General features: G+C 64.2%; 13 protein-coding genes and 1 pseudogene. 12 read left to right on the top strand and 2 right to left on the bottom strand.

All coding sequences use genetic code 11. The annotated features are described in order from the left end of the window. The first annotated feature begins 100 nt into the window (after nucleotides 1–100). From KZ498_RS13310 to KZ498_RS13350, 9 genes and pseudogenes are all read left to right on the top strand, one after another. Nucleotides 101–535: a pyridoxamine 5'-phosphate oxidase family protein gene (locus tag KZ498_RS13310; RefSeq protein ID WP_312619417.1), complete on the top strand. Its 435-nt coding sequence runs from the start codon at nucleotides 101–103 to the stop codon at nucleotides 533–535. A 213-nt stretch (nucleotides 536–748) separates the two neighbouring features. Next, nucleotides 749–961, top strand: coding sequence for a DUF4381 family protein (locus KZ498_RS13315; RefSeq protein WP_312619418.1), 213 nt, complete (start codon nucleotides 749–751; stop codon nucleotides 959–961). Between the two features lie 109 nt (nucleotides 962–1,070). Further along, entirely contained in the window at nucleotides 1,071–1,688 is a 618-nt protein-coding gene (locus KZ498_RS13320; RefSeq protein ID WP_312619419.1) for a class I SAM-dependent methyltransferase, read from the top strand. 125 nt (nucleotides 1,689–1,813) lie between these two features. Further along, on the top strand, nucleotides 1,814–2,083 hold the full coding sequence (locus KZ498_RS13325; RefSeq protein WP_312619420.1) for a hypothetical protein: 270 nt from the start codon (nucleotides 1,814–1,816) through the stop codon (nucleotides 2,081–2,083). A 277-nt stretch (nucleotides 2,084–2,360) separates the two neighbouring features. Continuing rightward, on the top strand, nucleotides 2,361–3,350 hold the full coding sequence (locus tag KZ498_RS13330; protein ID WP_312619422.1) for a DMT family transporter: 990 nt from the start codon (nucleotides 2,361–2,363) through the stop codon (nucleotides 3,348–3,350). 321 nt (nucleotides 3,351–3,671) lie between these two features. Next, entirely contained in the window at nucleotides 3,672–4,847 is a 1,176-nt protein-coding gene (locus KZ498_RS13335; protein ID WP_312619423.1) for an iron ABC transporter permease, read from the top strand. Beyond that, a complete protein-coding gene (locus KZ498_RS13340; RefSeq protein WP_312619424.1) occupies nucleotides 4,847–5,779 on the top strand; it encodes an ABC transporter ATP-binding protein in 933 nt (310 codons plus the stop codon). The genes KZ498_RS13335 and KZ498_RS13340 overlap by 1 nt, the downstream gene beginning before the upstream one ends. A 94-nt stretch (nucleotides 5,780–5,873) precedes the next feature. Then, nucleotides 5,874–7,080: pseudogene (locus tag KZ498_RS13345) on the top strand (ABC transporter substrate-binding protein). Next, nucleotides 7,077–8,273, top strand: a complete 1,197-nt coding sequence (locus KZ498_RS13350; protein ID WP_312619425.1) for an ABC transporter substrate-binding protein — start codon at nucleotides 7,077–7,079, stop codon at nucleotides 8,271–8,273. The pseudogene KZ498_RS13345 and the gene KZ498_RS13350 overlap by 4 nt, the downstream one beginning before the upstream one ends. Nucleotides 8,274–8,743: 470 nt before the next feature. On the opposite strand, the gene KZ498_RS13355 is transcribed toward KZ498_RS13350, so the two are convergent. Beyond that, entirely contained in the window at nucleotides 8,744–9,784 is a 1,041-nt protein-coding gene (locus KZ498_RS13355) for a zinc-dependent alcohol dehydrogenase family protein (protein ID WP_312619426.1), read from the bottom strand. Nucleotides 9,785–9,882: 98 nt separating this feature from the next. On the opposite strand from KZ498_RS13355, the gene KZ498_RS13360 reads away from it, so the two are divergent. Beyond that, the gene (locus tag KZ498_RS13360; protein WP_312619427.1) at nucleotides 9,883–10,461 is read left to right on the top strand and encodes an FAD-dependent oxidoreductase; all 579 of its coding nucleotides are present in this window, start codon (nucleotides 9,883–9,885) and stop codon (nucleotides 10,459–10,461) included. Between the two features lie 285 nt (nucleotides 10,462–10,746). Continuing rightward, nucleotides 10,747–11,238 carry a hypothetical protein gene (locus KZ498_RS13365; protein WP_312619428.1) on the top strand — a complete coding sequence of 164 codons (492 nt, stop codon included), beginning with the start codon at nucleotides 10,747–10,749 and terminating at the stop codon, nucleotides 11,236–11,238. 88 nt (nucleotides 11,239–11,326) lie between these two features. On the opposite strand, the gene KZ498_RS13370 is transcribed toward KZ498_RS13365, so the two are convergent. After that, entirely contained in the window at nucleotides 11,327–12,067 is a 741-nt protein-coding gene (locus tag KZ498_RS13370) for a ThuA domain-containing protein (protein WP_396276127.1), read from the bottom strand. A gap of 584 nt (nucleotides 12,068–12,651) precedes the next feature. Between KZ498_RS13370 and KZ498_RS13375 the strand changes: the two genes are divergently transcribed. Continuing rightward, a complete protein-coding gene (locus tag KZ498_RS13375; protein ID WP_312619430.1) occupies nucleotides 12,652–14,430 on the top strand; it encodes an L-lactate permease in 1,779 nt (592 codons plus the stop codon). Nucleotides 14,431–14,441: the final 11 nt, after the last annotated feature.

A 14,441-nucleotide genomic window follows, 5' to 3' on the forward strand; every position in this document is an offset into this window, starting at 1 on the left:
CCTATCTGTCCACCCGTATTTGAAAAGCGACTCTGACGTTCCCATCGAGTGAAAACGCGGTCCGCCTCACAAGTGCGTCCCGGTAATCACTGCATTCGGGATGCGAGAATTAAGTGACACGACGGTCGTCGAGGTCCTTACCGAGAACGGAATCGGCGTTCTGGCACTGTCCAGTCCGACGGGGGCGACCCCGTATCCGATCCCGGTCGCGTTCGGGTACGACCCGGCGACCGACAGCCTGGCGGTTCACCTCTCAGAGAGTGAGGATAGCCAGAAACACCGGTGTCTGACGGCGGACGCCAACGTCGCGTTCACCGTGTACGAGGAGACCGAACCCGAGACTGTATGGCGAAGCGTCGTGGTTACTGGTGAGCTGGTCGAGACGACATACGGTGCGGTAGAGCCGGCCCTTGCCTCTCTGACCAGCAACACGCAGTTCGCTCCCAACCCGGTCAGCTGGGACGATACGTCGACGACGACACCCTACGAGCTTCGAATCGACGACTGGAGCGGACGGGAGTTCCGTGTCGGGTGACCGGCATGGAGAGTCACGACCGAACACCGCTCGCGCCCCTGACCGCAGTAGCCGCTGTCGCTTGGCGGTCGCACGTTTTCACTCTCTGAGAACCAGCGAACGTGATTATACCCCGAGACCCGTACTCACAACCGAGAGGTGTCCAAGATGCTACCGCCGACAACTGCGCTACTCCAGCACGGACCGATGGGACCCCACGGAGGGACAATGGGCATGGGCACGGCCCCGGGTGGCTGGTGGCTTCTCCTCGCAGCAGTCATCGCCGCTGCCGTGGCGATAGGGGTCCTGTGGTACCTGCGGCGACAGCGCAAAGCGACCGCCGAGCCCGATTCGGTGGAGGCGCTCAAACAGCAGTACGCGACGGGCGAAATCGACGAGACGGAGCTGGAAACGCGGGCCGAGCGACTGCTCCGACACGAGTCGTAAGGCTACTCCTGCCTGGGACTTCTGCCGACCGCCGACGTCGCGACTGCTCCTATCCCCCGCTCGACACGCACTTCGTGGTACATTTATTCCGCAACGCTGTACCCAGCGTATGGACCCGGATGACGTTCGAGACGACTGGGCCTCCCGCTCCGGGAAGTTCTCGCCGGCGTACTACGCCGAACTCGGGCCGAACGAGGTGAGCGAGACGCTGGTCAACGTACTCGACCACTACGTCCGCGACGACGCCCGAATCCTCGAACTCGGGTGTGGCTCGGGCCGCCATCTGGCACATCTACAGGACAACGGATACGGGAACCTCACTGGTATCGACATCAACGACGAGTCCTTCGACGTGATGGCCGAGCACTACCCCCGGCTCGCGGAGTCGGGGACGTTCCGCACCGGCGCGCTGGAGGACATCGTGACCGAGTTCGAGGACGACGCGTTCGATGTCGTCTACTCGGTCGAGACGCTCCAGCATATTCACCCGGACGACGCGTGGGTGTTCGAGGAGGTCGCCCGCATCGCCGGCGACTTACTGGTGGTTGCGGAAAACGAGGGGAATAGCCCCGAGCGCGGCCGAGCGAACGCCGAGGTGAGCTACGTCGACGACGACTTCCCGCTGTATCACCGCAACTGGAAGCAGGTGTTCTCAGAACTCGGGTTCGCACAGCTCATCCGCGAACCCACGTCGCGGGACACCATTCGCGTGTTCCGTGCGCCGTAGCCCTCACCGGGATTCGTCCGTGGCAGTCGCCTCGGTCATCCGATAGCTGTCAGTCGATACACTCACGTTCGATAACTGGGCAGCAACTATTTGTGTTACGGTACCATGGGTCAAGTTGGATCGACATGCAACTGTGCCAAAACTGTCAGGCGGCTATCGACGAGTACATCTTGGACAAACAACTCGAACCCCTGCGAGACCTCACAGTCGACGATTTCAACCTCTGTGCCGACTGCGTGACAGTCGTCTCGGATGCCTGTGAGGAGTGTGACGGCGCGGTGTACGTGCCACGGTCGGAAACTGCTGTCCCTGACTGCTGTCCGGCGTGCCGGTCCGAGTACATCGACGAGACCGGGACCGACCCGGGCTGGCATTTCGACACGATATCGACCTGAGCCGAGTTATCGACTGGGGTGTGCCGACGTAGCATCCCCACATCTGTCGTTTTCGACAGCGGACTGAGAGAGCGTTCGCCGGTCGAATACGAACTTCGTACTGAGTACGCCAGCAAAACGACACGTCTCGGCACAAGTGGCTTCGATAGCACTGCGGACACACACTGTTTGCCCCGATTGCTGAACGGGGGATGTGGCGATAGAGGTCGTGTGTGTGCGTCACAGTGGCGATAGAAGCTTCATACTCCTCCAGCACATATGGTTGTTCTCTACTGGAATGACACGCTCGACACGACATATCGGCTTGCTGTTTACTGCGCTCGCACTCATCTGGGGCCTCTCCTTTGTGGCTATCAAGACTGGTCTCGAAAGCGTTCCGCCGGTGCTGCTGGCAGCAGTCCGACACGATATCGCTGCAGTCGTCCTGCTTGGCTATGCCCTCTGGAAGGGCCGGGCACTGCGCCCACAGACCCGTGACGACTGGTCACTGATTCTCATCGGCGGCACAGTCCTCATCGGCGCACACTTCGCGCTGCTGTTTCTCGGACAGCAGTACGTCCCGAGTTCCTTCGGCGCAATCCTGCTCAGTCTCACGCCGGTGATGACGCCGGCGTTCGCATCGACGCTGCTGCCGAGCTACAGGGCTCGACCCCACGAGATTATCGGCACCGTCTGTGGGTTCATCGGTGTGGTTATCATCGCAAACCCCACACCGGGAGCGGCCGGCGGCCGACTGCTCGGCGTCGCCCTGCTCATCAGTTCGGCTGTGGCCTTCGCCGTCGGTGCGGTCCTGACCGAACGCTACACCAGTTCGCTCTCGCTCGTGAGCATCCAGACCTGGATGACGCTGCTCGGTGCGGGCATCCTGCACGCCGTCAGCGCGGGGTTGCCGTCGGAGCGACTCGGGGCCGTCTCGGTCGGCCTCGAACAGGTCGCGGCCGTCGCGTATCTCGGCATCGTCGCCAGCGCGATCGGCTTTCTCCTCTACTTCCGCCTGGTCAGCACGGTCGGGGCCGCCGAAACCAGTCTGGTATCCTACGTGGTCCCGGCAGTGACGGCCGTCAGCGGCTGGCTCCTGCTCGGTGAGACGCTGGGCCCAGTGACTGTGACCGGCTTCGCCGTCATCGTGGTCGGCTTCGCGTGGGTGAAAGCCGACGTGCTCCGGTCGCTACGGCGCCGGCACACGGGGTCTCCCTCCTACCGGACCTGCGGGCCACAGGACGACTGCGTCGTTGTCAGCGGTAACAGGTACTGGACCCGCGAGTGAAATACCGGCGGCACCACTGCCGTCTGGCTGTCGCATCTGTCTCCTGTCAGGACGGTGGCCAGTGTCACGGTCTCCGCAGGGCCCGGGCCCCTGGTAGGGTTTGATTTCGGCTAGCCTAACTTTCGAAAACGCTTTACCCATTTAGGCTGGCCTAAACAGTATGCTGGGAGAAATCCGGAACGGACACGCCGGTTGTCAAGGTCGCCGACACCGCACGGAGCGTTTGTGAACATGGCAACAGTGGCGACCCGGACGGGGACGATGTCCGACCACGATACTATACTCGTCTCGTGCAGTCCGGCGGGAGGTGCGTGAGAAGCGATGGCCAGCAGGTCAACGGGAGCGACCGGCGCGTGGTCCCGAGTCCGGGCCTGGCTCGGGACCATCGACGCATCGCTGCTCGGGCTCTGTCTCGCGAGCATCGGCGTCGTCGTCGCGGGCGGGCTCGTGCAAGTGAGCTTCGGAGCCTACTCGATGACTATCGTCGAGGCGTGGCGGGCCGTGTTCGACCCGCAGATACTGTTCGATTTCCGGGTCTGGCAGGTGTTGTTGCTCGGCGGGCAGGTGAACGCCGACGTGCTGGGGAACCCACTTGCCTGGGACTCGCTCGTCGTCGATGCGACGCTTCCGGAGATGAACAAAGGGAGTCTCATCGTCTGGACCATCCGACTGCCGCGCGTCCTCGTCGGCGTGCTCGTCGGTATGAACCTCGCAGTGTCAGGTGCGATTTTCCAGGCGGTCACCCGGAACGAGCTCGCCAGCCCGTTCATCCTCGGCGTCTCCTCTGGAGCGGGACTGACGATTCTGCTCACGCTGGTGGTGTTCTCGGGGCTATCGACGCTCCTGCCACTGATTGCCGCTGCCGGCGGCGCAGTGGCGTTTCTCGTCGTCTACGCCATCGCCTGGAAGAACGGCACGTCGCCGGTCCGGCTGGTGTTGGCCGGCGTCATCGTCAGCACCGTCTTCGGCTCCCTCCAGACGGCGATGTTCTTCTTCGCGGAGGACATCGGCATCGTCCAGTCCGCGATCGCCTGGACGACCGGGTCGCTGACCGGGGCCGACTGGGAACAGGTACGGATGGCGCTCCCCTGGACAGTCGTGGCCATGGCGCTGTCGCTTTTCAGTTCGCGGCAGCTGAACGTCCTCCTGCTCGGTGAAAACACCGCCAGGTCGCTCGGGATGTCCGTCGAGAAGGTCCGATTCGCGCTGTCCGGTGTGGCTGTGCTCGCTGCGTCTGCGAGCATCGCCGTGGCCGGGATCGTCGGTTTCGTCGGCCTCATCGTCCCCCATATGGTCCGCAACATCGTCGGGAGCGACTACCGGAAGCTCGTCGTCGGCTGTGTCTTCGCCGGGCCGGCGCTGATGGTCGGGGCGGACGTCGGCGCGCGCCTGGCGCTGAATCCGACGCAGGTTCCGGTCGGTATCGTCACCGGACTGGTCGGCGGGCCGTACTTCCTCTATCTGATGCGGAAACAGCAACAGATGGGTGAGATATGATGTCACAGAACCACGCAAACACGAACGGAACAGGCGCCGAAGATGACGCCGTCACGGATTCGTCGACGAACCGCTCCGAAGCCTCGCTGACCGGCGAGGGGCTGGTCCTGACGTACCCGTCCAGCGACGGCCCGGTAATCGACGGCGAGTCGATTACGGCCGAACCGGGCGCCGTGACCGCCCTCGTCGGCCCGAACGGCTCGGGCAAGAGCACGCTGCTGAAAGGCCTCGCGAACCAGCTCACCCCGGACGCGGGGTCCGTGCTGCTCGACGGCCAGGACATCCAGACGCTCGGGACCAAAGCGATCGCCCGGAAGCTCGGCTTGCTCTCTCAGGAGAGCACCTCGCCAAACAGCATCACCGTCGAGGACCTGGTGTACCACGGGCGTTACCCGCACCGCGGGTTCTTCGAGAGCGTCACCGAGGACGACGAGGCGGCCGTCGACCGGGCCATCGACCTGACCGGCTGTGGCCACCTCCGTGACCGCGAGATCGGCAGTCTCAGCGGCGGCCAGAAGCAACTGGCCTGGATAGCGATGGTCCTCGCACAGGACACCGACGTACTCCTGCTCGACGAGCCGACGACGTTTCTCGACCTCCACCACCAACTGGAGGTGATGGAGATAATCGAGACGCTCCGGGACGAGAGCGATATCACAATCGTCGTCGTCCTCCACGACATCGAGCAGGCGGCCCGCCTCGCCGACCGGATGGTCGCGCTCAAGGACGGCGAGATACAGGCCCGAGGAGAACCCGATGACGTGGTGACGGAGCAACTCCTCGCGGAGGTCTTCGAAATCGAGGCCGAGGTTTCGGTCACGTCCCGCGGGCCACGAATCGACCCTATCCGCGCCCGTCACGACGGGGACGAACGTGGGAGCGACGGCGACGGCGACGAAGCGGAGCGTGCCGGGGAAGTCGTCGCCGAGTAGGCGCTGACCGGGGCCTCTTTTTCTGACGCTGGACTCAGCGTGGCGTGGGTCGCCGAACCAGAACATTGATATGATTTTTAGGCTAGCCTAAAATATGGCAGACGACACCGACGCCGAGACGCCGACGCGGAGAGAGTACGTGAAATACGGCGGGACAGTTCTCAGCGCCGGGTTACTCGCCGGCTGTGCCGGCGACACGGAAGGGAGCGGAGCTACGCCGACGGCGACGGGGACGGAGACGGAGACGGAGTCGGCCGACGGGTCCTACTCCGTGTCCATGTCGCCGATGGGCGAGGTGACGTTCGATTCGCCGCCGGAGACCGTCTTCACCCGGCTCACCCACCACGCCGACATGGCGTTCGCGCTGGGACGGGGGGACACCGTCACGGCGATGCACGCCCCGGACTACTACGACGGCCTGTGGAACCAGTTCGTCGAACGGCTGCCGGGCGTGACGCTTGACTGGACCGGGTTGTACTCCTCCTGGGAGCCGAGCAAAGAGAAACTGTACGAACTGGACAGCGACGTCCACCTGGCGGACCCGGCCTGGATAGCCAAACAGGACAGCTGGGACCCAGGCGGACTTCGAGGAGATAGCGACCAACGTCTCGCCGTGGTTCGGCAACTCGCTGAGCGACCGCCACGCCGAGCCCGCGTCGGGCTGGGAGGGCTACGAGTACTACACTCTCTGGGAGCAGTTCGGACTCGTCGCCGAGGCGTTCCAGGAGCAGGCCCGCTACGAGGCACTCGCGGCCGTCCACGACGAGATGCGCGCGACCATCGACGCGAAGCTCCCGCCCGAGTCCGACCGCCCATCGGCGGTGATGCTCGCCGCGGCCGACATCGAGGAGATGTACGCCTACACGCTCGACAACCCCGGCTTCCTGACCGCACACACCCGTCCGTTCGGCGCCCGGGACGCCTTCGGGGGCGCGGTCGAGACCAACTCCGTGGTCGACTTCGAGACGCTGCTGGAGGCGGACCCGGACGTGATACTCCACCTCGGCGGGTTCGAGCCGAACACGAGCCTCCCGGAGCGGCGCGAGGCGTTCAACTCCGACCCGGTCGCCGCCGAGATAACGGCCGTCCAGAACGACCGCATCTACCCGCAGGGGGCGAGATACCAGGGGCCGATACTGCATCTCTTCCAACTCGAGATGACCGCAAAGCAGCTGTACCCGGAGCAGTTCGGCGAGTGGCCGACCTACACGTCGGGCCCCTATCCCGAGATTCCCGCCGAGGAACAGTTGTTCGACCGCCAGCGGGTCGCGGACATCATCAACGGGGAGTTCGAGGCATGAGCGACGACGCGACACCGGACGCACGGACGCGCAGGGCCTATCTGAAACACGGCGGCGCGGTCATCGGCGGCGGACTGCTCGCCGGCTGTACCGGCGACGCCGAGTCACAGTCGACGCCGGCCTCGACGGCCACCGACGCGGCGACGCCGACCGCCTCGGACCGGTACACGGTCTCGATGGAACCGATGGGTGACGTGACGTTCGAGTCGGTGCCCGAGCGGTGGATGGCCTACTTCAGCACCTACGGCGACATGGCGATCGCGCTGGGGCAACTCGACGGCCTGGCGGGGCTGATATTCACAGAGAACTGGCCGATGGCCTTTTTCGACGCCATCCCGGACCTGGAGGTCTCCTTCGACGACGTCCCGCAACTGATGGGCGAGGGCGGCATCGACAGGGAAGCCTTATACGAGATGGACTGTGACCTGCACCTGTTCGACTCGAACTTCGTCCAGGTGCTCGACGACACCTGGATCGACGAGGACTTCGCCGAGATTACCGACAACGTCGGCCCGATACTCGGGAACAGCATCCGGCGTCGGACCGGCGACTGGCACGGCTACCGGTACTACTCGCTGTACGAGGCCTTCGAACTGGTCGCAGACGCGTTCCAGGAGCGCGAGCGGTACGCGGCGGTCGCCGACCTGCACGACTCGCTGCGCGCTACCATCGACGCGGGGCTCCCGCCGGAAGACGAGCGGCCGACGGTCGGCCTCCTCTCGGTCAACTCCGACTTCGAGGGCGGGGCCTTCTACGCCTACCCTGTCCACGACGGGAACGGGCACAAGCAGTACCGCGACCTGGGGATGCGCGGCGCGTTCGACGACGCCATCGACGGGAGCTACGCCAAGTGGGACTACGAGCAACTCCTCGACGTCGACCCCGACGTTCTGGTGTTCCAGTACGGTTTCTCGCACGTCTCGACCGCCGAGTTCGAGGACCGGATGACGGCGATGCGCGCGGACCCAATCGGCCAGCAGCTCTCGGCGGTCGAAAACGACCGGCTCTACCGCGGTGGGACTTCCTATCAGGGGCCGATAATCAACCTCTTCCAGACGGAGATCGCCGCCAAGCAGTTCTACCCGGAGGCCTTCGGCGAGTGGCGCGGCCTCGGTTCGGTCCCGACTGGGAAACAGCTGTTCGACCGACAGCGCCTGGCGGACGTCATCACTGGGGCGTTCGACCCCGCGTAGCTCTAGCGGAGGCCACAACCGTCGCCCTCCGACCGCTCGTCACCGACACCGCGAACGCCGATACTGGCTCCCGGTCGCCCTACGCGGACCCGAACAGAAGTTCGGATGTAAAGCATACTGCTCGAATATCTGGACGATTATCTTACTAACTCGACTAGAGCTAGCAGTATATGTGGAATATAAGGACGTACTGTGTTGTTTGTCCAGAAAAGTTTTATAGTGTCGTGCCATTCGTTCTCACATGTTAGTACACGAAGGAAACACGCACTCGCATACCACCGGTTCCGACCGCTACTGCCGCAACTGCAACGATGTCGCGCTCGCCTACGACCCGACCGCCGAACGGCCCCGGTGTCGTTCCTGCGGTAAGCTAGGATAACGCGGGTCGAATCGGTGGCCCTCCAGGTAAGGGCCCCATTAATCGGTCCAACCCTCCGCCCGTGGGCACTGATTCGGTACTCAGAGACCGACTACAGTCTGACGAGAACTTTGATAGCCTCACGCTCGTCCATCGCTCGATATCCCTCCGGAACGCCGTCGAGGTCGACGGTCTTCGTGAATATCGGCGACGGGTCGAGCGTGCCCTGTAACACGTCCGCCAGCAGTTCGTCGGCGTAGGCCCGAACCGGGGCGACGCCGCCGTTGAGCGCGATGTTGTCGCCGAACAGCGAGAACACGCTCAATCCGTCGTCGTCGACACCGTGTGGGACGCCGACGTACCCGACGGTCCCGCCCGGCCGACAGACGTCGATGGCGGTCTCCATCGCCGAGGCCGCACCGACACACTCCATGACGTGGTTCGCACCCCCGTCGGTCAGGTCCTGTGCCGCGTCGACGGCGTCCTGCCCGCGGGCCGCGATGGTTTCGGTCGCTCCGAACGAGTCCGCCAGTTCGAGACGGTCCTCGTGATGGCCCATGGCGATGATGCGCTCCGCGCCGAGGCGGCGCGCCGCGAGCACGCCACACAGTCCGACGGCCCCGTCGCCGACGACGATGCAGGTGTCGCCCTCGTCGACGCCGGCGCTCACCGCCGCGTGGTGGCCGGTTCCCATGACGTCGGTCAGCGGCAGAATCGCTTCCAGCGTGTCCTCGTCGTCGGCGTGGCGGTCGGGGACTCGCACGAGAGTCCCGTCGGCTTCCGTCGCTCGGACGTACTCGCCCTGGCAGCCACCGTTGTCCCCGCCCCAGGAGTCGCCGTTGACACAGGAGGTGTGCAGCCCCTTCCGGCAGAACTCACACCGGCCACAGCTGATGAGAAACGGGGCGAACACGCGGTCGCCGGGGTCGACAGAGCGCACGTCTTCGCCGACTTCCTCGACGATACCCATCGGCTCGTGCCCGACGCGGGAGCCCTCTTCCCGGTCGCTCTGGCCGCGATAGAACCACAGGTCGGAGCCACAGACGGCGGTGTGGGTCACGCGCACGATTGCGTCGGTTGGCGATTCGATCGTCGGCCGCGGCACCTCGTCGACGGTTATCTCACCGGGGCCGCGGTAGATGGCTGCGCGCATATGTCTGCCTTGGGACGACTGTGGAAAACCGTTCTCATGGACTCTCTCATACTGTCGGATGAAAACAATTACCAGTGGTGGGACAGAATTGCGGAGACATGACGGACGTTCTCGTCGTCGGCGGCGGCCCCGCCGGCCTGAGTGCCGCACTGTTCGCACAGAAGAACGGTCTGGAAACGACGGTCTTCGACACTGACGGGACCTGGATGCACAAAGCACACCTGTTCAACTACCTCGGGGTGGGCTCGCAGGACGGGTCCGCGTTCCTAGAAACGGCCCGGGCACAGGTCGACAGCTTCGGCGTCGAGCGAAAACAGGGAACGGAAGTGACTGACGCCACAGAAACTGAGTCGGGTTTCGAGGTGGCGACTGCGGAGGAGACATACGACGGGGACTACCTCGTCCTCGCGACGGGAGCCAACCGTGATCTGGCGGCGTCCCTGGGCTGTGAAATGACCGACGAGGACGTCGTCGACGTGGACGTGACGATGGAGACGAGCGTCGACGACGCGTACGCGACGGGCGGCATGGTCAGGGCCGAGGAGTGGCAGGCCGTCATCTCCGCCGGCGACGGCGCGGCGGCGGCCCTGAACATCCTCACGAAGGAGAAAGGGGAACACTTCCACGACTTCGACACGCCCGCAGATGCGAGTTCGGTGTTTGGCCCCGAGGAGTAGGCCTCGCTGGGGCCTATCCTGTAGTTAACCCCGGAACACCGTCCTGACGGCCGCTGACTGGTGAGTACAGTCGGTGGTCGACGCCGGCCGACTCAGAGTGACCGCTGGTAAGCACGTCCGTAATTCGTGGCGTCAGCACTCTTCTCGACTCGCTGTAGCCGTTTCGGGTTCCTGAAGCCGACTGACCGTCTTATCGACTGATTCACTATGGTGTCACAGGGTGACCTGATATCTGTGAAGGAGTTCGAATTCAGCATCAGGTTCACTCCGGGAGCCGACCCGCTGATGGATCTGTTCCAGGAGTATCCCACGCTACGACTCCGGAACGCGACGTGTACCGTCACTGGAAACTCCATGTGGCGAATCGATCACGTCGACGGCCCCGCTGACGCCATCTCGGCGTTCGACGACGTGTTTCTCGACGAGGACCGCTGTAACGAGTGTCTCGACGACCGCTGCTGTTCCGGGCGGCGGGAGTACCAGGTTCTCGACCGGCGACCAACAGCGAGAACTGTGTACACGTACCATGACCGGACGGACCGCTGCTGTGTCGCGCCCGCTATGGTCACAGACTACATCGGCGACGGTGTGGTCTTCGAATCGGAGCGCACCGACGGCACGTACCGGTGGCATGTGCTGTCGCCGATTGAGACGTCGCTGGACCCGCTGTTCGACCGGTTCGAATCGACGCTTCGGACCGGACTGCAACTCGATATCGACCATCTGGGAGACGCCGAACTATGGCGGAACAAAACGCAACCGGCGTTCCCGCAATAACCGCTCGCGGTCTACTACCGGCGTTTACAATGTATTAAGAGGTAGTACAGTGGCGTTGAAAGCTTCCGTTCCGACGCGGGCTCCGAAATCAGTGGACCGACCGGTCGTCGCTCTCGTCGATGGCCTCGATCGGGTCGGCGTTGCCAAACGAGGGTTCGGGACCGTCACCGGCCGCGGCCCATTCGCAGGCGTTAGCGAGGACCTGCTGGATGTCCTCGTCGTGGTACACCGGATAGGTCTCGTGACCCGGCCGGAAATAGAAGATTCGGCCCGCCCCGCGGCGGTAGCAACACCCCGACCGGAACACTTCTCCGCCCTCGAACCAGGAGTTGAACACGAGCGTGTCCGGCGCGGGAATGTCGAAGCGCTCCCCGTACATCTCGGTCTCCGGAAGCTCGATGTACTCGTCGACCCCGTCGGCGATGGGGTGGCCGGGCTCGACGACCCACAACCGCTCGGTTTCGGCGGCCTCGCGCCATTTCAGGCTGCAGGTCGTCCCCATCAGTTCGCGGAAGATCTTCGAGTAGTGCCCCGAGTGGAGAACGATGAGCCCCATACCCTCGAGGACCCGCTCTTTCACTCGGGCGACCACCTCGTCCTCGACCTGGTCGTGGGCGGCGTGGCCCCACCAGGTCAGCACGTCCGTCTCTGCCAGTACCGCCTCGGTGAGCCCGTGGTCTGGCTCCTGAAGCGTCGCGGTTTCCGTGTCGAACCCGCGGTCCTCGAGTGTCGAGGCGATAGCGCCGTGAATCCCGTCGGGATAGAGGTCCGCGACCGCTTCGTGCTCCTGCTCGTGGACGTACTCGTTCCAGACTGTGACGCGTGTCATACTCGTGGTTTCCCCCTCCGCCGTAACGACGTTCGCCAAGCGGCAATCCGTACGACCGGATGCGAGATGCCGGTTCGCTTCCACCGCGCGCCAGCGCCGTCCGAGCGGCGCTCCGAGCCCCCCGTTCTGAACGGCGAAACGACCTTCTCTCCACCCGTGTCCTCAGGACGGTAAGTCCCGCCCTGAAACCGCCAAATACAGACGACTGTACCGGGCTCCCGTGAGGGTCCACTCGACTGAAATCGGGGCGTAAACCGCCGTTATCCCGGTTACACACGACTGTACCCATTTCGCCCGTTCGTACAGAAGAGGTCTACGATATTCCCGCTATCAGACTCTCACGCGCCTGTTCCCCAGATAATCTGGGTAGACTATTATGTAAACAGTAGATAGGTATAAATACTCCCTGCTAGACGAGGTGATTGATGCACTTTACCAGAAACCGACGTATCGGATGGTTTCGAGCGATAGAGCCGCGTACCGAGGTGGTCTCGAGATGAGACTGCGAACGTTCTCCCTGACGAGCCCGACCGGTGACAGCGATGGCACGTCTCCGGACGGACAGGTCTCGGGGGTGAGAACCCATGTCTGAACACACGCTGGTCCTTCTGGCACTGCTGCCGCTGGCGACGATTGCGGTGCTGATGGTCGGACTGTACCAGCCCGCGACACGGACGATGCCCATCGCGTGGGCAGTGGCGGCTGTCGCCGCCTTCGTCGGCTGGCAGATGTCACCCCGGCTGATCGCCGCCGCGTCGATACGCGGGGCGCTGACAGCGACCAGAATTCTGGTCATCGTCTTCGGGGCGATACTCCTGCTGTACACGCTCAAACAGTCCGGCGCGTTCGAGGTCATCAACGCGGGGTTCTCCTCGATAAGCGACGACCGGCGCGTGCAGGTCATCCTGCTCGTCTTCCTCATGGGGTCGTTCATCGAGGGCGCGGCCGGCTTCGGGACGCCCGCGGCCATCGTCGGCCCGCTGCTGGTCGGCCTGGGCTTCCCGCCGCTTGCCGCGGTGGTCGTTGCGCTGACGGGGAACATCCTCGCGATCACCTTCGGTGCGGTCGGAACGCCGCTGATTATCGGACTGCGTGACGTGGTGTTCGCCGAGGGGACGGGCGCCTCACAGCAGGTCCTCCAGCAGGGTGGCTTCGCGAGCGTCGGTGCGTACGTGGCCCAGATTGGCGTGTGGGCGGCGCTCATCCACGCCATCGTCGGTATCGCCATCCCGTTCATCGGCGTGGCGATGATGACCCGCTTCTTCGGCGAAGAGCGGTCTATCAAGCCGGCGCTCGAAGTTCTGCCGCTGACCCTGTTCGCGTGGGCCTCCTTCGCAGTCCCGTACGTCGCGACCGCGTACTTCCTCGGTCCGACGTTCCCGGCACTGCTGGGTGCGATGGTCGGACTGCTCGTGGTCACGACCACGCTCCGGGCCGGCTACTTCCTCCCCGACGACGAATGGGACTTCGGCCCACAGGACCAGTGGCCGGACCACTGGATCGGCAGCATCGAGCCGGGCGAGGGCGTCGGCACCGCGACGGGTGACAGCCGAGAGGGAACTGTTGCGGCCGACGGCGGCACCGCATCGTTCGCGGAGTCTCACTCGCAGGATATGTCGCTGGGTATGGCCTGGCTGCCGTACCTCCTCGTCGCCGCACTGCTCGTCGTGACCCGCGTGGTCAGTCCGGTTCAGGAGTTCCTGGCGACCAACGGCGTTCTCCTGTGGAGTAACATCCTCGGCACGCCGTTCTCTGAGGGCGTCGAGATGCTGTACCTCCCCGGGAGCCTCTTCGTGCTGGTCGCCGTGATCACGTACGCGCTTCACGGGATGGACGCCGACGGAATCAAGGCCTCCTGGAGCGAGGCGCTTCGGAACATCGCGCCGGCCGTCGTCGCGCTGTGGTTCGCTGTCGCGACTGTCATGATAATGCAGCGGACCGGCAGTGCCGTCGTGCTGGAGACCGCGCCGATCAACTCCGGAATGCTCGGCCTGCTGTCGGAGATTACCGCGGGCGCGACCGGACAGATGTTCCCGTTCTTCTCGGGGTTCATCGGTGCGTTCGGCGCGTTCATCGCCGGTTCGAACACGGTCAGCGACATCCTGTTCGGGCTGTTCCAGTTCCAGGCCGCCCAGCAGATCGGTGCGCCGACCCAGATTGTCGTCGCCGCACAGGCGGTCGGCGGTGCAATCGGCAACCTCATCGCGATTCACAACGTGGTCGCCGCCCTCACGGTGGTCGGCCTCATCGGCGAGGAGGGGCGCGTCATCCGACTCGAACTGATTCCGGTGCTGTACTACGGCGTGTTCACGGGCATCCTGACCCTCATTCTGGCGTACGTCGTGGCACCGGCAGCGTTCTGACACGGCTCACC

It is taken from the genome of Haloarcula sp. 1CSR25-25, from assembly GCF_032027985.1.
Taxonomy (GTDB): Archaea; Halobacteriota; Halobacteria; order Halobacteriales; family Haloarculaceae; genus Haloarcula.

Excerpts from the sequence above, each read along its gene's own strand:
- KZ498_RS13335 (WP_312619423.1), top strand. The coding sequence starts at position 3,672 with ATGGCCAGCAGGTCAACGGGAGCGACCGGCGCGTGGTCCCGAGTCCGG.
- KZ498_RS13325 (WP_312619420.1), top strand. The coding sequence starts at position 1,814 with ATGCAACTGTGCCAAAACTGTCAGGCGGCTATCGACGAGTACATCTTG.
- KZ498_RS13315 (WP_312619418.1), top strand. The coding sequence starts at position 749 with ATGGGCACGGCCCCGGGTGGCTGGTGGCTTCTCCTCGCAGCAGTCATC.
- KZ498_RS13370 (WP_396276127.1), bottom strand. The coding sequence starts at position 12,067 with ATGACACGCGTCACAGTCTGGAACGAGTACGTCCACGAGCAGGAGCAC.
- KZ498_RS13330 (WP_312619422.1), top strand. The coding sequence starts at position 2,361 with ATGACACGCTCGACACGACATATCGGCTTGCTGTTTACTGCGCTCGCA.
- KZ498_RS13310 (WP_312619417.1), top strand. The coding sequence starts at position 101 with ATGCGAGAATTAAGTGACACGACGGTCGTCGAGGTCCTTACCGAGAAC.
- KZ498_RS13375 (WP_312619430.1), top strand. The coding sequence starts at position 12,652 with ATGTCTGAACACACGCTGGTCCTTCTGGCACTGCTGCCGCTGGCGACG.
- KZ498_RS13365 (WP_312619428.1), top strand. The coding sequence starts at position 10,747 with ATGGATCTGTTCCAGGAGTATCCCACGCTACGACTCCGGAACGCGACG.
- KZ498_RS13360 (WP_312619427.1), top strand. The coding sequence starts at position 9,883 with ATGACGGACGTTCTCGTCGTCGGCGGCGGCCCCGCCGGCCTGAGTGCC.
- KZ498_RS13340 (WP_312619424.1), top strand. The coding sequence starts at position 4,847 with ATGTCACAGAACCACGCAAACACGAACGGAACAGGCGCCGAAGATGAC.
- KZ498_RS13355 (WP_312619426.1), bottom strand. The coding sequence starts at position 9,784 with ATGCGCGCAGCCATCTACCGCGGCCCCGGTGAGATAACCGTCGACGAG.
- KZ498_RS13320 (WP_312619419.1), top strand. The coding sequence starts at position 1,071 with ATGGACCCGGATGACGTTCGAGACGACTGGGCCTCCCGCTCCGGGAAG.
- KZ498_RS13350 (WP_312619425.1), top strand. The coding sequence starts at position 7,077 with ATGAGCGACGACGCGACACCGGACGCACGGACGCGCAGGGCCTATCTG.